14 protein-coding genes are annotated in these 22,403 nt (G+C 52.7%); 11 read left to right on the plus strand and 3 right to left on the minus strand.

Annotated elements, in window-relative coordinates; genetic code table 11:
• The first annotated feature begins 14 nt into the window (after positions 1–14).
• On the plus strand, positions 15–665 hold the full coding sequence (gene pyrE / locus B0F88_RS14165) for an orotate phosphoribosyltransferase (protein ID WP_104424578.1): 651 nt from the start codon (positions 15–17) through the stop codon (positions 663–665).
• A 173-nt stretch (positions 666–838) separates the two neighbouring features.
• Positions 839–2,770, plus strand: a complete 1,932-nt coding sequence (locus tag B0F88_RS14170; protein ID WP_104424579.1) for a dynamin family protein — start codon at positions 839–841, stop codon at positions 2,768–2,770.
• 67 nt (positions 2,771–2,837) lie between these two features.
• On the opposite strand, the gene trmB is transcribed toward B0F88_RS14170, so the two are convergent.
• The 3 genes from trmB to aroG form a co-directional block, all read right to left on the minus strand.
• Complete coding sequence (gene trmB / locus B0F88_RS14175; RefSeq protein ID WP_104424580.1) at positions 2,838–3,527, minus strand: tRNA (guanosine(46)-N7)-methyltransferase TrmB; 690 nt, start codon at positions 3,525–3,527, stop codon at positions 2,838–2,840.
• Positions 3,528–3,707: 180 nt separating this feature from the next.
• Positions 3,708–4,685 carry a sulfur carrier protein ThiS gene (gene thiS, locus B0F88_RS14180; protein ID WP_104424581.1) on the minus strand — a complete coding sequence of 326 codons (978 nt, stop codon included), beginning with the start codon at positions 4,683–4,685 and terminating at the stop codon, positions 3,708–3,710.
• Positions 4,682–5,770: a 3-deoxy-7-phosphoheptulonate synthase AroG gene (aroG, locus tag B0F88_RS14185; RefSeq protein ID WP_104424582.1), complete on the minus strand. Its 1,089-nt coding sequence runs from the start codon at positions 5,768–5,770 to the stop codon at positions 4,682–4,684. Before aroG ends, thiS begins: the two co-directional genes overlap by 4 nt.
• Before the next feature lie 354 nt (positions 5,771–6,124).
• Between aroG and B0F88_RS14190 the strand changes: the two genes are divergently transcribed.
• From B0F88_RS14190 to B0F88_RS14230, 9 genes are all read left to right on the plus strand, one after another.
• A complete protein-coding gene (locus B0F88_RS14190) occupies positions 6,125–8,485 on the plus strand; it encodes a TonB-dependent receptor plug domain-containing protein (protein WP_104424583.1) in 2,361 nt (786 codons plus the stop codon).
• Between the two features lie 398 nt (positions 8,486–8,883).
• Positions 8,884–11,121 (plus strand): TonB-dependent receptor plug domain-containing protein, encoded by a 2,238-nt coding sequence (locus B0F88_RS14195; protein ID WP_104424584.1) that lies wholly within the window; start codon positions 8,884–8,886, stop codon positions 11,119–11,121.
• Positions 11,122–11,207: 86 nt separating this feature from the next.
• Entirely contained in the window at positions 11,208–11,714 is a 507-nt protein-coding gene (locus B0F88_RS14200) for an aspartate carbamoyltransferase (RefSeq protein WP_104424585.1), read from the plus strand.
• Positions 11,715–12,182: 468 nt separating this feature from the next.
• Positions 12,183–14,564: a TonB-dependent receptor gene (locus B0F88_RS14205; RefSeq protein WP_104424586.1), complete on the plus strand. Its 2,382-nt coding sequence runs from the start codon at positions 12,183–12,185 to the stop codon at positions 14,562–14,564.
• Between the two features lie 91 nt (positions 14,565–14,655).
• On the plus strand, positions 14,656–17,097 hold the full coding sequence (locus B0F88_RS14210; RefSeq protein ID WP_104424587.1) for a TonB-dependent receptor: 2,442 nt from the start codon (positions 14,656–14,658) through the stop codon (positions 17,095–17,097).
• A 79-nt stretch (positions 17,098–17,176) separates the two neighbouring features.
• On the plus strand, positions 17,177–18,430 hold the full coding sequence (locus B0F88_RS14215) for a sialidase family protein (RefSeq protein WP_104424588.1): 1,254 nt from the start codon (positions 17,177–17,179) through the stop codon (positions 18,428–18,430).
• Between the two features lie 364 nt (positions 18,431–18,794).
• Positions 18,795–19,520, plus strand: coding sequence for an ABC transporter ATP-binding protein (locus tag B0F88_RS14220; protein WP_104424589.1), 726 nt, complete (start codon positions 18,795–18,797; stop codon positions 19,518–19,520).
• Positions 19,517–20,929 (plus strand): DUF3526 domain-containing protein, encoded by a 1,413-nt coding sequence (locus tag B0F88_RS14225; RefSeq protein ID WP_104424590.1) that lies wholly within the window; start codon positions 19,517–19,519, stop codon positions 20,927–20,929. The genes B0F88_RS14220 and B0F88_RS14225 overlap by 4 nt, the downstream gene beginning before the upstream one ends.
• A complete protein-coding gene (locus B0F88_RS14230) occupies positions 20,872–22,278 on the plus strand; it encodes a DUF3526 domain-containing protein (protein WP_258076676.1) in 1,407 nt (468 codons plus the stop codon). The genes B0F88_RS14225 and B0F88_RS14230 overlap by 58 nt, the downstream gene beginning before the upstream one ends.
• Positions 22,279–22,403: the final 125 nt, after the last annotated feature.

Genomic DNA, 22,403 nt, shown 5'->3' on the forward strand with positions numbered 1-22,403 from the left:
GAACCTTGAACCGTATGCTTGATTATCAAAAAGACTTTATCTCCTATGCACTGGAATGCGGCGTACTAAAATTCGGCGAATTCCAGTTGAAATCGGGCCGCACCAGTCCTTATTTTTTCAATACCGGCTTATTCAATACCGGCGCTCAACTCGGAAAACTGGGGCAGTTTTACGCCCAGGCACTGATTCAATCCGGCATTAAACCGGATATTTTGTACGGTCCCGCCTATAAAGGCATCCCGCTGGTCAGCGCCACATCGATTGCCTATGCCCAGCTAACCGGCGGGGATATTCCGTTCGCTTTCAACCGCAAGGAAGCGAAAGATCATGGCGAGGGCGGCAGTCTGGTCGGTGCGCCGCTACAGGGCAAGGTGCTCATTCTTGACGATGTGATTACCGCCGGCACTTCGGTCAGGGAATCCGTAGACATCATAAAAAATGCCCATGCAACACCGGCAGGCGTATTAATCGCGCTGGACAGGCAGGAAAAAGGCCAAAATGACGTTTCCGCTATTTCCGAAGTTGAAGACCGGTTTGCAATGCCGGTCGTTGCCATCATCACTCTGGCGAATATTATTGAGTATCTGACCGCTAATGCCGAAGCGTTGAACGCGCCGCTTCTGCTTGATGCGATAAAAGACTATCAGCGTCTTTACGGCGTCTGATACGCACATAAATAAACGTCTTAAGCTAACAGTTCTTAAGATATAGACTACAATTAGCCGAAAATTACCGTCACCTGACGACTGCCGGGACGCAGGGGGGGAGTGCACCGCATGAAGCGGTTGCCGACATTTCTATAGCTTATTAAAACCATGTTAGCAACAAAAGGCGCGCCATGAGGAATATGGAATTTAAAGATCAAATGCACCAATATTCGCAATGGCGTGCAAAATTGGTTCAAGCTATAGAAATGTATCACCAATGGCGTAATCGCTATGGCATGAATGATTCTCACAGCACTGATACTATCTTAAATATTCTTAGCGGCCTGCAATCGGACAAGATCACGCTGGCTTTTGTCGCCGAATTTTCCCGCGGTAAAACCGAACTGATCAATGCCCTGTTTTTTGCCGAAACAGGCGTCAGATTACTCCCGTCTTCGCCGGGGCGCACCACGATGTCGCCGACGGAGCTTTTTCATGATGAAAACGGCGGCAATTATATCCGTTTGCTGAATATCGAAAGTCGGCTTGAAGATATTCCGCTATCTGAATTTAAAAAGAATCCTGAGCGCTGGACCCAGATAGACCTTGACTACGACTCGCCCACGCAAATGCAGGAAGCGTTTAAGGAGTTGGTCGCTACCAAGCTGGTTGACCGGAATGTTGCCGACAAACTGGGCCTGTGGAATGAACGCGAGGCGGCGGAGCAGGGCGTTATCAAGCCTGAAAAAGTGGAGATTCCCTGCTGGCGCCATGCCTTGATCAGCTTTCCCCATCCGTTATTAAAACAAGGCTTATCGATATTGGATACGCCCGGCTTAAATGCGCTGGGAACCGAGCCGGAACTCACCTTAAGCATGCTGCCCAGCGCCCAGGCCATTATTTTTGTGCTCGCGGCCGATACCGGCGTTACCAAAAGCGACCTGGAAATGTGGCATAACCATGTTTGCCATAATCGCGGCGGCAGCAAGCAGGGTCTAGCCGTGGTGATGAATAAAATCGATGCGATGTGGGACGATCTTGCCGGCGAAAACGGCTACGACGATTCCATACATTCGCAGATAAAAACGTCGGCGACGACGTTAAAAATCAATGAAAATGTCATTTTTCCGGTTTCAGCCAAACAAGCCCTGCTTGCCAAGGTTAAAGCCGATGATGATTTGCTGACCAAAAGCCGCCTGACCGCATTGGAAAGCTATCTTGCCAACGATATTTTAAAACAGCGCAAAAATATTCTGCTGGGAACCGTTAACCGCGACATCGGTTTTCTGGTTAAAGAGTCGTTCAATTTAATCAACACGTCATTGTCGAATGCCGTTGCCCAGCTTGAGGAATTCAAAAAGATCGACTTTCAGAATCGGGATATGACGGATAAGTTGATGGCCGAGACGCGGGACCGGCAAAACCTTTACATGACCAATGTCGAGAATTTCCAAGCCAGCCGCCGGGTTTTTGCCGTTCAAGCCCAGGCGTTGATTGACTCCTTCGCCAAAGAAAAAGTCGACGAGATCATCAAAACCACCAAGCACGACATGGCGAAGAGCCTGACCACCTACGGCATGAAGCAGAATATCCGTAAATTATTCGATGAATTGCGCGACCTGTTGCAGGACTCCGTCGATAGCACCAATGAAACCCGGCGTCTGGTCAAAGCGATACACAAAAAATTCAAGGATGAATACGGTTTTAAGGAGATCGAGCCGCAACTGTTTTCGATCAAACAATACCAGATTGAACTGGAGCAGATTTTCGATGAGGGCGAAGCCTTCCGTTCCAGCGCCAAAACCACGATGTCGGAACAAAGCATCGTTATCAACAAGCTTTACAGCACGCTGATCGCCAAGGCCAGAAATATACTCAAACAGGCGCATGCAGACGCCACGACCTGGAGTAACGGGGTTTTAACGCCTTTGATGCATCAAATCAAAGATCATAAAAAACAGATCGAAGGCCGCTTGCAAATGCTGAGGAAGATTAACGAATCCAAAGACGGCATTCTTGAAAATATTGCCAGCCTTGAAGCGGAACTCGGGCCGTTGAAACGGCGGCGCGACGAGTTGGCTATCATTATTAACGCGATGCAGCTGGATGTTCACAGCTCGTAGGATGGATGCAGGAGTTATTCGCGAGTAGCGCGGAACCGATCGTATAAACATTGAATTAGGATAGGTTTCATTTTTTTTTGAAAATCAAATCCCAAACGCCGTGTCCCAAGCGTAAACCGCGCTGTTCGAATCGTGTTAACGGCCGGTATTCCGGGCGTTCGCAATAGTCGCCGGTAGGGCTGGTATTGCCAAGTCCCGCTCCGGCGGACAATATTTCCAGCATGTGTTCCGCGTAATTTTGCCAATCCGTCGCCGCATGAAAATAACCGCCCGGCTGCAACTTCCTAACTAATAAATCGACAAAACTGGGGCGGACGATACGCCGTTTATGATGCTTCTTTTTCGGCCACGGATCGGGAAAGAACAAATGCACACCGGCCAAGCTGTTGTCGGCGATCTTGCACTCAATAATCTCAATCGCGTCGTGGCAATAAATCCTGACGTTAGTCAGGCCTTGTTGGTCCAGCAGCAGCATTAAATGTCCGACGCCCGGCCTATGCACTTCAATGCCGATATAATCGTTTTCGGGATTGGCCGCCGCCATCTTCGCCAGACTGTCGCCGGTGCCGAAGCCTATTTCGACAATCAACGGCGCTGTGCGGCCGAAAACCTGGCTGAAATCGTAGTCGACAGCAGGGTCGAGACAATATTTGTCCCAATGACACTCCAAAGCCAATTGTTGGCCTTGGGTGATGCGTCCTTGGCGACGGATAAAGCTGCGGATTCTGTGTGTGGGAGTTTGTTCAGGAGCGAGCATAAAGGTGTAATGATTTTCGATGGTAGGAGCTGGTTCAATACAGTTGACTTAAGCCGTTCGTGCTGAGCTTGTCGAAGCATGAGCGGCTTAAGTCATCCGTGTATTGCCCTTCGACAAGCTCAGGGCGAACGGAGAAAGGGTTAAATCAACAGTATTGACGCAAGCGGCTGACCCTAAAAATTAAAAAAACAAGCCGTCTATCGGCGATGACGCTGAAGCAAAACGCTTACGCGGCATGCGTCCCGCCAAGAACGCCTCCCTGCCGGCTTCGATACCTTTGCGCATGGCCGAGGCCATCAGTACCGGATTCTTGGCGGCGGCAATCGCGGTATTCATCAATACCCCGTCACAACCCAGCTCCATCGCAATGGCTGCATCGGACGCGGTGCCGACACCGGCGTCGACCAAAATGGGCACCTTGGCGTTTTCGACAATGGTCCTTATGTTATAGGGATTGCGTATGCCCAAGCCCGAACCGATCGGCGCGGCCAGCGGCATGACTGCCACGCAGCCGATTTCTTCCAGCCGTTTGGCCGCAATCGGATCGTCATTGGTGTACACCATCACGTCAAAGCCGTCCTTGACCAGCAATTCGGCGGCGATATAAGTTTCCGCGACATCGGGAAACAAGGTGGTTTGGTCGGCCAACACTTCCAGCTTGACCAAGTTGTGGCCGCCGAGTAGTTCCCGGCCCAGACGGCAGGTTCTTACCGCGTCTTCCGCGGTATAGCAACCGGCGGTATTGGGCAGGATGGTGTATTTGTCCGGCGAAATGACATCCAGCAAATTAGGCTCGCCCGGATTTTGGCCGATATTGGTGCGGCGTATTGCGACCGTCACAATTTGTGCGCCGCTGGCTTCGATCGCTAGACGGGTTTCTTCCAGGTCCTTATATTTTCCGGTGCCGACCAGTAGTCTTGAATGATATTTGACCCCGGCAAGCAGGAAAGAATCATCCTGTCCGCCGCCGATCGCGTGAACAATTTCCAGGCGATCTTCGGCCTTTAATTCCTGTGTATCGTATTGTTGAAACGGCAGAATTTCTTTATTCAATTCAATCGCAATTTTTTTGCCGGTCAAGCCCAAATCGCTAACCACATCGGCAACCGTGCTGTTTTCAGCGTAGTCACGGGTTTCGCCGTTTACATAAACTATCATCTGCTTAAACTCCGGCTGGTGTCCACGGCTCTGCGTTTTTGCACCGCTTGCGCCAGCTCTTTTAACAACGGAACGGTATCGTCCCAGGACAAACAGGCATCGGTAATGCTTTGTCCGTAGACCAGCGGCTGTCCTTCAACAACCTTTTGATTGCCTGCCTTAAGATGACTTTCGATCATCACGCCCATGATCCGGTGGTCGCCGTTGGCGATTTGCTGGGCGACGTCGTCGCCGACGATCAACTGCCGCTGGCATTGTTTCAAGCTGTTGGCATGGCTGAAATCGATCATGATGTTCGGTTTTAGATTTGCTTTCACCAAGCCTTCGGCGACCTGCTCGACGCTGACCGCATCATAATTAGGACGATCATTACCGCCTCTTAAAATGATATGCACGTCTTCATTACCGGTGGTTGAGAAAATAGCCGAATGTCCGGCTTTATTCAGCGAGATGAAGTGGTGCGGACTCATTGCCGCGCCTATCGCATCGATGGCGATTTTTATCGTGCCGTCGGTGGAGTTTTTAAAACCGATAGGGCAGGACACGCCCGAAGCCAACTCCCGGTGTCCTTGACTTTCGGTGGTTCTGGCGCCGATTGCGCCCCAGGCGATCAAGTCGGAAACATATTGCGGCGTGATCAAATCCAGGTATTCGGTTGCGGCCGGAACGCCCGCTTCGTTCACGTCCAGCAACAAGCGTCTGGCGATGCGAAGTCCCTTGTTGATATTAAAACTGGAATCCAGGTCAGGGTCGTTAATCAGGCCTTTCCAGCCCACCGTCGTGCGCGGTTTCTCAAAATAGACCCGCATCACGATCACCAGGTCATCGATTAACTCGTCTTTAACCGCTTTCAAACGCTGGGCGTAGTCAAGCGCAGCTACCGGATCATGAATCGAGCAAGGCCCCACGACCACAACCAGCCGATCGTCCTGTCCCGCCAGAACTTTGTGTATGTCCAGTCTGGCCAGTGCTGTCGTTTGCGCCGCAGCCTCGCTAATCGGCATTTCAGTATGAACCTGAACCGGTGCGATAACTTCTTTAGTCGCGCAAATCCTCAAGTCATCAGTAATATATTTTGTATGCATGAAAGCTATCAACCCGTTGCAGGATTATTGTCGGAAATTATTATTTTAACCGATTTTAAACGGCTTTTGTTAGTTCTTGCCATGGACAAGCCGGTATGCCTGTGTTGCGCACTGAGTAGGGGGTAATCCGGCGTTTTGCCGGACTCGAACAGTCATTCGTGGGAAATCTATTAAACGATGTTATTTAACACACTAAAAGTGTGTCATATGCCGCACTTTTCCAAAGCGCCGGCCGAATGAATTCATGTAGGTCAGTACTTACAATGGGTTAGCGAGCTGGCATGGTGCGTGCTTTATTAACATATCGTGAAATACTGATTAATTCTTATGTATAAATAAAATTTAGAGAAGAGAATGAAAAAAAACATTCAAAAAACGCAGGGTGAAAATGCTATTGGCGGAAATTTATGCCATAGCAAAATGCTTGCATTAATACCGCTATGCTTCGCCCCCGCTGTACTGGCCGCAGACAACAATACCAAGCCATCCGGTTCGGCTGTAACGCTGGAACCTATTACGGTGACTCATAAGCTTCCAATCTCCGAATCTTTGAATACAACGGAGATAGACGATAAAAAAATCCGTACCAAACAGGCCGCTGTCAGCGATACGGCAAAACTGCTTGAAGATACGCCTGGCGTTAGTCTGTACGGATCCGGGGGGGTGTCGAGTCTGCCCGTCATTCACGGCTTAAATGATGACCGGGTTAAGATTAACGTGAATGGCATGACGATTACTTCCGCATGCGCTAATCACATGAATCCGCCGCTGTCTTATATTGATCGCAGCAATATCGGCAAAATCACCGTCATGTCGGGGGTGACGCCGGTCAGCATGGGCGGCGACAGCATAGGCGGCACCATTTCCGTTGAGTCGCTCGATCCGGTTTTTGCCGAACCCGGCAAGGATATTTTGATCGACGGCAGCGCGTCGAGCTTTTATCGCAGCAACGGCGATGCCTTTGGGGGCAGTATTGCCGCCGGCATCGCTAATCAAAACGTGCGCTTGGACTATACCGGCTCACATACCGAAAGCATGAACTACAACGATGCTAATGGCGACAATGTTCAGTCCAGTTCTTATCGCAACCAGAATCACGCGGCTTCCTTGTCGTTCAAGACGGATGACCATTTAGTGGTTATTAAAGGCGGACAACAGCATGTTCCGTATCAGAACTTTCCTAATGCGCGTATGGACTTGACCAACAATGACAGCATTTTTGGCAATATCACGCACAAGGGCAAATTCGACTGGGGTTTGCTGGATAGCAATTTTTACTTCGAAAGCACTCAACACAGCATGAATATCGGCGAAGACAAGCATAATCGTTATCTTAATGCAGCCGGCGGCGGAAGCTTTGCGCCGCCCAATGACTACATGCCGATGGAAAGCAGGGGCCGGAACCTGGGTTACAAGATTCAGGCGGAAATACCTTTCACCGAACGCGACACTTTTAAAATCGGTAACGAATTTCACAGCAACCGGATCAATGATTTTTGGCCGGCGGTACATAACAACACCTCTATTCCGGCAAGCCAGCCGGCAAATGCGCGAGCGGCCTATTGGATGATGGCGCCGGAAAATTTCATCAATCTTAACAATGCCGAGCGCGATCGGGTCGGTTTCTTTGGAGAATGGGAGGCGAAATGGTCTCCAGAGTGGAAATCCTTATTGGGGCTGCGTTACGACCATACCAACACCGATACCGGGGCTGTACAGCCTTACAATCCCAGGCTATTGGGCGGCGCTGCGGCCGCAGGCGCGGGATTCTCGTTGAATGCGGCCAATGCCTTCAATGCGAGAGACCACGAACGCAACACCGATACTTTCGATGTTACCGCCTTAGCTCAATACAAGCCTAACGACCTCAGCGACTACGAATTGGGTTATGCCCGTAAAAACCGTGCGCCGAACTTGTACGAACGCTATACCTGGGGCGCCCGTAAAATGGATATGGCCATGAACGGTGCGTTTGGCGACGGTAACGGCTATATCGGCAACATGGATTTGACTGAGGAAACGGCGCATACCGTCAGTTTTACCGCTGCATTTCATGAGCCGAAAAACAGTTTATGGGAAGTCAAGGCGACCCCGTACTTTACTTATGTGAATAACTTTATCGATGCGGATCGTTGCTCGGGATCTACCAATGCGGCTAGCGGTTGTGACGCCGGCAACCAGACCGCGACTCAACGGTTTGTTTACCTTAAATATGCCAACCACGACGCGCGTTTGTGGGGTATGGACGTTTCCGGCCGCGCGGATTTGTTCAGCGATAAAACCTACGGGGATTTCTCCACTCACACCGCTATGAGTTACGTGCGGGGTGAACGCATGGATGGCGGCGACCTCTACCATATGATGCCGTTCAATATGAAGCTGAGTCTGGATCACAAGCGGGAGGGTTGGGATAGTGCTGTGGAAATGCAGTTTGTTGACAGCAAAGACGACGTGCAAGCCATCAGGAACGAAACCACCACGCCGTCCTACATTTTGGTGAATGCCCGTACCGGTTACGAATGGAAAATGCTGCGCTTGGATGTCGGTTTGGATAACGTGCTGGATAAGCAGTATTACCAGCCATTGGGAGGATCCTATCTGGGCGATCGCTATGGCATGAATCCGACGACTACGCCAGACGTAACACCGCCTTGGGGTAGAAACGTCGCCGGCATGGGGCGTTCGGCTTTCGTTGGCCTAACAGTCAAATATTAGCCGATCTGGGGCTTCTTTCGCCGTGCCGAAACGGAAATTATTCGGCGCGGCAACGATCTTCAAATTGCGACCCAACACACCGGGTGCGGCTGCTTGCGCCGCAGTCTCGTTAATCGGCGTTTCAATATGAACTTGAACGGGTGCGATGGTTTCTTTAGTCGCGCAAATTCCCAAGAGCGGATTCAACTTCGAAGTGCAATCCCGGCCAGCCTGCGCAACGAGTTATTTAACCTATTAAAAGTGCGGGATATGACGCACTTTTTTAAAGCCTCGGATCGGCGCGGCCACATAGTTATTTATTTACAATGGGTTAAATATTTGGCATGTAATGTGCTTTAGTTTGCGCGTCATGAAATTTTGATAAATATTATTACGCAGACAAAAAGTTAGAGAAGAGAATGAAAAAATACATACTATTGTTGGGGGTCGGTTATTTAGGCAGCGCAATTGCGGCCGAGCCTGTGGGTACGGAAAAAATCAATGCCAAATCCGGCCCAAAAAAAGAGAGCGCAAACAAGATAGCGGAGCCGCCGGTTTTGGATGTGCTGACCATCAAGGCGCAAAAGTCCAATATCGACCAGCCGTTCGGCAGTTATCTCGACCATTCCAATATAGTCTTGTCCAGAACGGCAACCAGCGATACCGCGCAAATGCTTAAAGGTACGCCCGGCATGAGTTTCTCCGGTGGCGGCGGCATTTCCAGCCGGCCTATTATCCACGGCATGGCGGATGATCGCTTGCGGGTTCAAGTCGATGGCATGAATTTGATTTCGGCTTGCGCCAACCATATGAATCCGGCGCTGTCTTACGTTGCTCCGTCCAGCGTGCTGAGCGCCCAGGTGCTTGCCGGAATCACGCCGGTCAGCATGGGCGGCGACAGCATCGGCGGCACGATTCGCGTTAACTCCGCCGATCCCGAATTTGCTGAAGCAGGCGCGGGTCCCCTTATAAAAGGTCAGGCTTCGACTTTTTACCGCAGCAACGGCGATGCGCGGGGAGGCAATATTTCGGCCTCGATAGCGAACGAATATGCCGAACTTAAGTACACCGGTTCGACGGTGCAGGCCCGTAATTACAAGGCGGGTGGAGATTTCACTACTCGAAATACAAAAAACAGCAATGATGTCGTGAGTTCTTCGGCGTATAAATCCGAGAACCAATCGCTGTCGCTGGCCTTGCGCAACGACGACCATCTGGCAGTGATCAAGGTCGGGCAGCAAAACATCCCTTATCAGGCCTTCCCCAACGTGCGTATGGATATGACCGGGGACGACAGCTGGTTCGCCAATATCTTCACTAAAAGCCAGTTCAACTGGGGTAATCTGGAAACGCGGGCTTATCACGAGGATGCCAAGCACAAGATGAACTTCCTGGCGGACAAAATGTCCACGCCGACCCGCAGCATGCCGATGGAGACCTATGGCGTTAACCAGGGCCTGTCGGTAAAAGCCAACATCGATATTACCGACAAACATTTGTTGACCGTGGGCGGGGAATATCAGCGCTATCGCTTGGATGATTGGTGGGATCCGCTTGGTCCGACTCTGCCGCCGCCAGCAACAATGATGCAAAATATGATGCGAGGTCCCGCGCCATTCTGGAATATCAATGGCGGACAACGGGATCGCGTAGATCTGTTTGCCGAGTGGGAAGGCCGCTGGAGCCAGCAATGGCTGACGCAGTTAGGCGCGCGTGTTGGCGGTGTGGAAATGAACGCCGGTAATGTGATGGATTATGGCATGGTTACGTCGGAAGCGCGGACTGTTAACAGTCAAAACAAGAAGCAAACCGACATTAATATCGATTGGACGGCATTGGTGCGCTACACCTTCAACGACATGCAAACTTATGAGCTGGGGGCCGCCAGAAAATCCCGCTCGCCCAACCTTTACGAGCGCTTTGCCTGGTCACGCGGCTCAATGGCTATGTTTATGAATAACTGGGTCGGCGACGCCAACGGCTATGTTGGCGACATTAACCTTAAGCCGGAAGTCGCCCACACCGTCAGCGCGACAGCAAACTGGCACGACGCGAATCAGGAAGACTGGGAAACTAAAATCACGCCCTTTTACACCCATGTCGAGAACTATATCGATGCCGGTCTTTGCCAGACAGCGAACGGCAAGACATGCGTCAGCCCGTCCGGGGGCTTTAATTTTCTGCAACTGGGCAACTACGATGCGCACCTGTTCGGCGTCGATGTTTCCGGGTCCAAGCTGTTGTTGGATACCGCTAAATACGGCAGCCTGACCGGTAAAACCGTTTTAAATTATGTCAGGGGGCAGAACAACGACACCGGCGGCAACCTGTATCAACAGATGCCGTTCAATGCGACGGTGGCGCTTGAGCATCGTCGCGGCGCTTGGTCGAATACGATTGAAACCCAACTGGTCGCATCTAAAACAGACGTGCAAACCGTCCGGGTAGAGCCTAAAACCGCAGGTTACGCACTGCTCAACCTGCGCAGCAGCTATACCTGGAAGCATTTACGCGTCGATGGCGGCATAGACAACATTCTCGATAAAAATTATGCGCTGCCTTTAGGCGGTACTTATATCGGCGAAGTAAGCACGGCCGGAATAGCCGTTCCCGGCATGGGGCGTTCATTCAATGTCGGCATGACGGTAAACTACTAACAAGCACTGGGCGGTCTTGTTCCGGCATTGATGCAATCGCCAATGCCGGAATAGAGTCGCTCCAGCTGAGCAAAGGAAATTAAGCAATGAAACGATTAGTCGTATGCCTATCAATGTGGCTGTTTATAGCGGCATCGCTCCAGGCGGCGGAAAGAGCGGGCGATGAGCGGCTTGACGAGGTTGTGCGGCGCGGTTCGCATGTGATGCCGTTCGACTTGGAGCAGACGACGCATGTTTTCTCAAAAACCGGAAAAGGCGGGTTGCAACAGGTCGTGGTCAAAGACAATTCCAATGCCGATCAAATCAAGTTAATCCGTCAGCACCTGACAAAGATTTCAAACGAATTTATGCAAGGCGATTTTTCCAATCCGGCTAAGATTCATGGCGAAGACATGCCCGGTTTGGCGGAATTGAGAGCGGCTAAACCAGGCCGGATCAAAATTACCTACAAGGAGCTGCCTAATGGAGCCGAGATCGATTATTCAACGGATGATCTAAAATTGATTGAAGCCATTCATCAATGGTTCGACGCTCAATTAAGCGATCACGCCCGTCATGCCATGCCCGGCCATTTAATGCACCACAAACCCTAAAAAGCAGAACCGGCGGGATTGATGCGGCTTCAATCCCGCCGGTTTCACTGCTTTATCCAACTTTCGCCCGTCCCTCGACAGGCTCGGGACATACGGAATTCTTGAATGCGTTATCTTCCGCTAAGTACCCGATCCAGTTATATTTTTTAGCTAAAGACAGTCTCGTACCGTCCCTTTGTCAATTGCGTTAGCCGGACGGCGACGTTGCGGTCAAATTAAACTATGTTATTTAACGCGCTAAAGTGCGTCATATGACTTGTTTATATTAAAGATATGTTACGCAAGCCGCGATAGGGCAAATCCATTAAAGGTACAAAACGTTTAAACAATTAGTTGTAAGCAATTGATTACCGAAGATAAGGAATTTAAGTGCGACGGTCCCGATAGTCAATATTGTTGCGAAGACAGCGGTTTGGCATGCAACGTGCTTTTACTGGCAGACCGCCCACAACTATAAAAACTAAAACAATGAAAAAATATCTACTGTTACTGGGAACAATTTATTTAGGCAGCGGAGTTGCTGCCGAGCCAGTGAAGGCTGTCAAACCGGCACAGAAAAAAGAGACGGCAAAAAACACAAATCAGCCGCAGGTTTTGGCGACTCAAGTCATCAAGGGGCAAAACGAGGGAGCAGAGGCTTATAAATGGTTTCCCAATACGGCCAAGGCGACGCCTACCTATACGATTAATGCGGAAGACGTCAAAACAAAAGTCAACGCGACAACGGTTGAGGATACTATCCGATACGCTCCGGGCGTACTGATACGCAAACGCTTTATGGGCGACCCGAACGGCACCCTGGGCATACGCAGCTCAAACTCGTTTCAAACCGCGCACAGCATGGTTTACGCAGACGGCATGCCGCTGCATAACCCTTTGCGCACCACTTACAGCGGAGCGCCCAGATGGTCGATGGTGTCGCCCAGCGAAATCGATTCGGCCGAAGTGCTTTACGGGCCGTTCTCATCGCAATACAGCGGCAACTCGATGGGCGGCGTGATTAACCTGATCACTAAAATGCCGGAAAAATTCGAAGCCCAAATGGACGCCACCGGCATGTTTCAGACTATGCACAGGTCAGGGCGCAATGAAACCTTAATGGGTTACAAAACCTTTATTTCAGCAGGCGACCGGTTCGATAAGTTCAGCGTCTGGGCCTCTTATAACCGCTTTGAAAACGAAGGCCAACCGCAGACCGTCAATGCGGCGGCTTTAAGCACGGCAGCCGGCGGAACGGCGGTCACCGGCGGTGAAGGTTACCAGACAACCACGGGTGCTCCGGCGATTGCCTACGGCGATATCGGCGTCGCCCAACAAACGACGGATCTGTTCAAGGCCAAATTCGCTTACGACTTTACCGAAGAGTTGCAAGGACGTTTTACCATTGCCTATGAAGACCGCGTCGGCAAAGTTGACGACCCGAACACGCTGTTAAGAGATGCGGCGGGCAACAAGGTTTGGGGCGGCGGAACAGCAGCCGGTCTCTCAACCAGCACCAACTACAGAACAGCGGCCGGAAGGTTTGCGGTGCCCGGTTCGGTCTTTTCGGTCAGCGATTCACAGCGCCAGGCGCTAAATTACGGCTTGGGCTTAAAAGGAAAAATCTCGAACGATTGGAGCATCGACACCACCGCCAGCTTTTACGATGCGTTCAAGGACAGAACGATCAGCTCGAATCTTAATCCAAGCCATCCTTTGAATCAAAACAAGGGCCAGATTTCCGATGAAAAACCCTGGTGGGCGACTTACGACCTGAAATTGGCGACCGACAAGTTTATGGGAAGAAACGATTTGTCCTTTATGGGCGGCTATCAATTCAACCATGCCAGTCTGAACCTGGATGTGTACGACACCAATAATTACACGGCCGGAACGGTCGGCGCCCGCACCAACGACAGCGGCGGCGCGACCCAAACCAACAGCGCGTTTTCGCAGCTGGAATGGCGATTCTTGCCGGACTGGAGCATCATGGCCGGCGGCAGATTCGATCATTGGCAAGCTCTCGACGGACATGTGCGGACTTTCGGCGCGACCAACAACATTCAAAACTATGCCGATCGCGACGCTTCCCGTATTTCGCCTAAAGCCTCGCTGGAATATTCGCCGGACAAATGGACTTTCCGCTATTCGTTTTCCAAGGCGTATCGCTTCCCGATTGCCGAAGAAATGTTCGCCAGTTTGTCCAGGTTGAACAGCATTACTACGGCGGCTCCCGGTTTGGGGCCTGAGGACGGTTATTTTCATAACTTCATGACCCAGTACGATATTCCCAGAGGTTATGTCCGGGCCAACATCTTTTTTGACCAGATCCACAACGAGATTAACAGCACCTCGGTAACCATTAACGGCCAGACGACCACAACCTTTCAGCCGATTGACAAAACCGAAGCCATTGGCGTGGATTTGACCTATCAACAGAACGAGGTGTTTAATCTGCCTGTCGATTTAATGGCTAACACCACGATAATGGACAAGCGCATTATCGAGCACAATCCTATCGGGACTAACAGCGCCAACTACACGGGCAAGCTGTGGGATCGTATACCCCGCCTGCAAATCAACGGCTCGGCGACTTATCATATTACTCGGCCGTGGGCGGCGTCTGTGGGCGTCCGTTATCGCAGCGATTCGTATCAAACTTTATCCAACACCGATACTGCGGCAAATGTCATGGGCGGCACCGATGAATCGACTTTCGTCGATTTAAAGACCTCTTATCAATTGCCGATCAATCCAAAACTGAAAAGCACGATTACAGCCGGGATCGATAACGTGTTCGGTGCCAATGCCTTTGAAAATCACCCTTATCCGCAGCGCACCTATTTTGTCAGCGCATCGCTGAAATATTAGCCGCAACGGATAAAACAGTTTATTGATCAGCACAAGGATGTGCGCCTTTAAACGCCACATACAATAAAAATAATTATTTTAGGAGGACACGATGACTCATTTCAAACCACCTTATCCGCTCAACGCCAGGCGGGCTCTGATCTGCTTGCTGATGGCGGCGTCCCCGCTCGTTGCGGCAGAAACCGGGCAAAATGCCGATAAAAAGAAAGCCGCCGGCAGCGCCAAAGCGGTTCCGGTGATGAAGGAAATGAAGGTCACCGAAACAGCAACACCTGCGGCCAAGACGCCTACCGCCAAGGAAAGATACCGGCTGCCGACGACGACGGAAAGCGTTACCAGCGACAAAATAGAGAGCACCGTCAATGCGATGACGGCCGAGGATACGATTAAATACCTGCCCAGCATCCAAGTGCGCAAACGTTATATCGGCGACACCAATGCGCCGGTAGGTTGGCGTACTTCGGGCACAGGCGCCAGCGCCCGGGGCCTGATTTATGCCGACGGCATCCTGCTGTCGTCCTTGCTGGGCAATAACAACGGCAACACCGGTTCGCCGCGCTGGAACATGGTGGCACCCTCGGAAATCGAGCGGGTCGATGTGATGTACGGTCCGTTTTCGGCGGCCCATGCCGGCAACTCTATCGGCGGCGTGATCGACATCACGACGAAAATGCCGGAAAAATTCGAGGCCGGCGCCGACGTCAAATCGACTTGGCAGGATTACGGTTTCTACGGCAAAAACAAGATGTTCGACAGCCAGGAATATTCTTTCAATGTCGGCGACCGCTACAAAGATTTTTCATTCCGTTTTGACGCCAGCCATCTGGACAGCCATAGCCAGCCGATAACGTTCAATAATCCTCTGGTTTCAACGACCGCCGCAACGGCTGCGGACAAAGTGGTGACGGGAGCCGTCTCCAACCTGAACGGCGCAGGCGTTCCTGCCGTGGTGTTGGGCGAGGGCTACCTTAATCACACGGTGCAGGATAATTTCAAATGGAAATTGGGTTATGACTTCACCCCGACCGTTCATGCAGCGTATACGCTCGGATTATGGCAGAACGACAATAATGCGGGCTTCAACAGTTTTTTACGCGACAGCGCCGGCAATGTGGTCGATAGCGGAAGGGTCAATATCGGCGGCAAGCGCTATGATCTTGGCAGTACTTTCGCAGAAACCAGAGCCGAGCAGATGCACTGGTCGCATGGCATGAACCTTAAATCCGATACCGGCGGCATATTCGATTGGGACTTGTCGGGCAGCGTCGTCGAATACGGCACCGATCTTAGCCGGACATCGACACAGGCGCCTGCGTTAGCCGCCAACAACGGCGCCGGCACGGTGACCAGTTTGACTGGAACCGGTTGGCATACTGCCGATGCCAAGGGTATATGGCGTCCCGGCGTCGACCTGCTGGGCAAGCATGAAGTCAGCTTCGGTTTCCATCATGATTTGTATAATTTGGATAATCCGCAATATACCGTTGCCAACTGGCAATCGAGCGACATCGGGACCATTAACTCCAACTCGCAAGGCAAGACCCAAACCGAAGGCTATTGGATGCAGGACGCCTGGGACTTTGCCAAGAACTGGAACCTGACTCTGGGCGGGCGCGTGGAAAATTGGCACGCTTACGACGGCTTAAATCAGAGTTTGACTGGCGGTTCACTGAAATCGCTGAACCAGGCGGATCGCAACGAACTGGAGTTTTCACCCAAGGCCAAATTGACCTGGAAGCCAATGGAGCGGGTGCAAACCGGTTTAGCCGTCGGCCAGGCCTATCGCTTTGCTACCGTAACCGAGTTGTTTCAATCGACTACAGTGACTACGGGCGGGGTAACCAATATTGCCAACGGCAATCCGAACCTCAAACCCGAAGAAGCGCTGTCTTCCGAGCTGTCCGGCGAATATTTCCTGGATCAAGGCAAATTGCGTCTTAGCTTGTTCCAGGAACGCGTAAAGGACGCCATTTATACCCAACGCGGCTTTTTAGCCACCGGCGGTACGGTTAATTCCGCGCAAAATGTCGGAGAAGTTCAAACCTACGGTGTCGAGTTTGCGGGCGAAGCCAGCGATGTCGGCATACAAGGGCTTGACCTGTCCGGTAACGCCACCTGGACTGACTCCAGAATCACCGAGAACGATGTGGCGGATGCGGCGGCCCTGGCCGCAGGCAACACCGCCGCTAACCCTTATGCGACTCAGCCGTCAACCGGCAAACGCCAGCCACGGGTTCCCGAGTGGCGCGCAAGTGCGACTATCGCTTATCGTCCGACCGACAAGTTGGTCACTTCGGTCAGCGGCCGTTACAGCAGTCCGCAGTTCGGCCAGTTGAACAACAGCGATACCAACCTGGCTACCTATGCGTCGGGCGGCAATTCTTACTTCATTGTCGATTTACGCACCAAATATCAAGTCACCAAGCAAGTCAGCGCTTCGGTGGGTATTGATAACGTCAACAACAGCGAGGTCTGGTTATATCACCCGTTTCCATCGCGCACTTACTTTGCCCAGTTAAAGTATAATTATTAGGCCTTTCGTAGGGGCGCATGCAATGCGCCCCTACGGCTTTATAATTCCGCTCGATTCTTTAAATAAGCAGGTTTAACCCATGAAATCCCGTGCCTCTTTACTATTTATCGCTGCGCTGGCAGTCTCCGGCTGCGCCAATGATGCGACGGTAAGACCCGCAGACGACGCCAAACAACACGCGCATCATCACGGTGCGGAAACAAAAGGCGTTTGCGCCGATGCCAATGCGTCGCCCTCGAATCAATGCGCCGAAACGATCAGCGCCGCTTTTGACGGCAACGGTGTGCTATGGATCACTTGGGTAAACAATGATCACGTTTATGTGCAGTCATCGGACGATAAGGGCTTAAGCTTTACCTCGCCGGTGATGGTCAATGCCGCAGCCGAAAAAATAGAAGCCAAAGGCGAATATCGCCCGAAAATAAAGCCGGACGCCAAGGGTAATATTTATTTAACCTGGACACTAAAGCTGGAGGGTAAACATAGCGGCCACATCCGCTTTAGCCGCTCGACCGACGGCGGCGAGCATTTTTCCGCGCCGGTTACCGTCAACGATAATCTGGACATCATCAGCCACCGCTTCGACAGCATGGCGATCGGCAAAAACGGCGAAATTTTTATCGCTTGGCTGGATGCTCGCGATGTTGAAGCCGCAAAAAAAGCCGGTCAGAAATTTGAAGGCTCTTCGCTGTATTACAGTTGGTCGGACGATGGCGGGCAGCATTTTTATCCCAATAAAAGAATCGCTACCCATACCTGCCAGTGCTGTCGGCTGGATACCGCGATAGCGCCGGACAACACGCCGGTCATTACTTGGCGGCACGTTTTCGAAGGCGGCGTCCGCGATCATGCGCTGGTTAAATTCAATGACTGGAATACGCCCGGCGATACCCACCGCTTGGGCCAGGATAACTGGAAAATCGACGCCTGTCCGCATCACGGCCCCGGCCTGTCGATTTCCGAATCCGGCATTTATCACGCGGTATGGTTCAGCAATTCTCCAACCAATCAGGGCCTGTTTTATGCCTATTCGGCCGATGCCGGACGGCATTTTTCCACGCCGGTCAATTTCGGCAAGGCCGGTTCAGGTCATCCGCATGTACTGGCTGTCGGTTCGCGGGTCAATGTGGTTTGGCAGGAGTTTGACGGTACTAATAATGTTATCAAGCTGATGAAGTCGGCCGACGACGGCAAAAGCTGGTCGAAGCCCGAAGTGATTGCGCAAACGGCCAAAACCGGCGATCAGCCGTTTTTGGTGACTGACGGGGAAAAGATATATCTGTCCTGGAAAGCCCAGCAGCAGGATTATCGATTAAAGCCTGTTGCCGAGTAGTCGATGCGTAGGATTTTTATCCCGTTCCCACGCGCTACGCTCGTCGTTATGGGCAAGTCCGTTCAAGAGCGTCATTTGGGCATGGACGTTGACTTGGATGTAGGCCGGAATAAGACCGCCCGGCGACAGCCAGGGTGGGCGTTTCCGGCAAGCGGAGCGCCGGAAACGCCAGTCCTGCGCTTAACGCGCGGACTGAGTAAATTTTTCTCGTTCCCACGCGCTGCGTGGGAATGCAGTTAAAGGCGCGCTGCGCCGCGAGTCATGTGCAACGCCTAAAAACATATACAGTGTAAACACAGGACGCAGCGCGTCCAGCCTAGCATTCCCACGTAGCGCGTGGGAATGAGATAAGCCGAAACTAATTATGTCGCCAAATAAACCCCTGCTTGAAGCCAGAAAACTGGTGGTTAATTATAAAAACCATCGTGCGATCGACGCGCTCGATTTGTCGGTTCCGGCAGGTTGCGTCTATGCCTTGTTGGGCGGCAATGGCGCGGGCAAGACTTCGACGATTAACACCTTCTTGGGCTTCAACAGGCCGACCGACGGCAATGTTTTTATTGACGGCGAGTCGCCTGAGCAAAATCCGGCCGCAGTTCGCGCCAAGCTGGCGTACTTGCCGGAAAATGTCGCGCTTTATAACTACATGAGCGGCATCGAAAACCTGAGCTTTTTCTGTACGTTGGCCAATGTCCGAATTTCCCGCCAACAAGCGCACGATTTGCTGGCGAATACAGGCCTGCAAGCCGATGCCCACGACCGGCGCGTTTCGACTTATTCCAAGGGCATGCGCCAGAAAGTCGGTTTGGCTGTCGCCTCGGCAAAGCAGGCGAAAGTCATGCTGCTGGACGAACCGACCTCCGGGCTTGATCCGAGTGCGGCCAATGATTTCGCCCGGCGGGTAAGGCAAGCCGCCGATTTGGGCATGGCGGTGCTGATGGCGACTCATGATCTGTTTAATGCCAAGCAGGTCGCCGACCGTATTGGCATCATGAAAGCAGGGCGTCTGGTCGAAGAGTTCGATGCGCACACCGTCGCGCATGACGAGCTGGAACACAAATATCTGGCGCATGCGCGGGGCTCGCTGTGATTGCAGCGATTATCCGCAAGGAATTATTGGCGGTGCTGAGGGACGGAAGGCTGCTGGTGTTGGCTTTTTCGGTCTTCGCCGTATTAAGCGGATTTTTTCTGGCTTCCGTCGCCGAACACCGGCAGGTGCAGCAGGAAAAGCGGGCAGTCGGCGCAACCGCGAAGGAACAATGGGATACGCAAGGCGTCAAGAACCCGCATGCAGCCGCGCATTTCGGCATTTATGTATTCAAGCCGGATTCGCCGCTGGCGTCGATAGATCCCGGATTGAGGCAATATACAGGGCAGGCGCTCTGGCTGGAACCGCACAAACGCAACGAGGCGCGATTCAATCCGGCGGCCGATCAGGGTTTGGCCGGCCGTTTCGGGCAGGCCAGCGCCGGTTTTGTGTTGTACGCGCTGCTTCCGCTGCTGGTCATTGCGCTGGCCTTCAACGCGGTGACCCAGGAACGGGAGCAGGGCACTTTGCGCATGTTGCATAGCCTGGGGGTATCGGCCACCAAGCTGTTGCTGGGCAAGTTTACCGGCTTGTTGCTGGCTTTTGTGGTGGTATTGACGCCGGCAATGCTGATCGCTGTGATCATTTTGTATCAAAACTTCGATCTCGCCGGTGACGACATACTCAGGTTATCCGCATTGAGCGGCGTGTTGTTTGTTTATTATGCGGTATTCGCGGCCTTGGCAATGTCCACGTCGATCCATTTTAAAAGCAGCCGATTGGCTTTGTTTGTCCTGCTGGCGTTCTGGACGGGCAGTGTGCTGATTGCTCCGCGCCTGGGTGCGACAGCCGCAGAAATGCTGGTTCCGACGCCAAGCGTAGCGGCGTTTTGGGCGGCGATCAAACAAGACATTCAGCAGGGCTTGGCTAACGATGGCGATCATGACGCGCGCGAGGCCGCATTTAATGCCCAGGTGCTAAAGCAGTACGGCGTGGCGAGGATTGAAGACTTGCCGGTCGGCTATACCGCACTCAAACGCAGTTTTAACGACAATTATTCCGAACGGGTCCACGCGCTGCATTTCGACAGATTGAGGGATGCGTTCGAGCGCCAGGGCCGTTTCGTCCATATCGCCTCGCTGCTTGGGCCGAGCATCGCGATGCGCTCGGTTTCGATGGCGCTGTCGGGCATGGATTTGGCGCATCAGCGGCATTTTGAGGATGAGGCCGAACAGTATCGCGATTATTTTATCGGCCTGACCGACGACTGGGATCGAGAACGCAGTCACGGTGCGGAGCGCGGCGCTCAGGGCCATGACGCCGACTGGGGCAGCGTTAAGGCATTCAGTTATACGCCGCCTCCGCTGGGCTTTGCGCTGTATCATGCGCTGGCCGATCTGCTGGTGTTGCTGGCTTGGCTGGCCGTAGCGCTGATCTGGCTGTTGTTTTCCGCGAACAGGCTGAAGCCGTGACCGGTTTGTTGCAAGCCGAATGGCTGCGCTTTATCCGCAACCCTGTCAATCTGTGGGTAGTTGCCGCGTTCTTTGCATTGCTCGCGGCCAGCGCGCTTTGGTCCGGCCTTGCCGCCGGCGAGTTTCGCGCCCGAGCATTGCAGCCGCAACAGCAAACCGGCAACAGCCAGGTACGGGCGGAAATGCACGATGCGCCCGTCGCCGGCAAAGGCGGCGAGACAGTCAAGTCGGCTGACAATACAAGCGTGCGTCTCCCGGCGCTCGGCGGTCTGGCATTGAGCGTGCGGCAAATGGACCTGCTGGGTACCGAATTGCGCATCTCGACCCGTAGCCGCTATACCGACGGCCGCAACAGCGACCAGCTGTTCAACCCGTTGCTGCGCGAACTGGGCTTGCTCGATTTTGCAAGCATAATTGCGTTATTGCTGCCGCTGACGGTCATAGCCCTCGGTTACGGCTTGGTGCAGGAAGACCGGGAACGGGGCGTGTGGCGCTTGGTTTGCGCGCAAATGCCCCGTCCCTGGCGGTTGGTCTTTGCGGCGCTTGCGGTGCGCTTCGTTATGGTGTTGATGCCTGCCGTCGCTGCATCGCTGCTTGCGTTTATGCCGGATTCCGGTTCCACCCTCTACGCGGCAGCGCATTGGCTGGTTTTTGTCGGCCTGTTTGCCGGGGTATGGATTGCAATTTCCGGGCTGTTCTTGTTATTGCCGGTTTCGTCGGGTGCGGCGGCGGTGGGATTGTTGGGCGTGTGGCTGATCACGACCTTTGCGGTACCGGCGGGCTTGAGTTGGGCCGCGAACGGCATGGAGCCGATGCCTTCGCGGCTGGCGGCGATTGTCGATATTCGCCGTGTTCAGGCGCAAACGTCCAGACAGCAGGCCGAATTGCTGTCGGCCTGGTACTTGGCGCATCCTGAAATCTCGGCTGTGAAAGAGCCATCCCTTGCGATTGCAGGCCTGCCCGCAAACCTGGAGCTTGACAGCAAGGTGAGGCCTTTGATGTATCGTTTCGACGAGGTTCGTAAGACTCATTTTGAGTTTATGGAACGGTGGTCCGCGCTGTCGCCCGGACTTGCCGCCGTGTTGACGGCCGACCGTCTGGCGGGTATCGATGCCCCCCGTTATGCCGGGTACATTGAAGCGGTCAATCAATTTGAAGACCGGTGGCGGGCGTTTTTCGTGCCCAAAATGATGAGCGGGCAAGGTGCGCAAGCTTCGGATCAGCCGCCGGTGTTGAGCCCTTTACCGGCTACAGAAAGCGTATGGACGGTAATATTGAGCCAGTCGCTGATCGGCGTTTTGCTGCTGCTGACGTTGGCCATATTGCGCAATCGGTTCGGAAGGCCGTAAAACACGAATTAAATAGTTAACTTTATGTTTCTTAGATTCAACTCATAAGTGCAATCGGCACTAATCGGAAAAGAAAAAGGTTAGCTGATATAGTTTCACGCTTTTTTCAATCCGACCAAAGACGA

The organism is Methylobacter tundripaludum (assembly GCF_002934365.1).
Taxonomy (GTDB): domain Bacteria; phylum Pseudomonadota; class Gammaproteobacteria; order Methylococcales; family Methylomonadaceae; genus Methylobacter_A; species Methylobacter_A tundripaludum_A.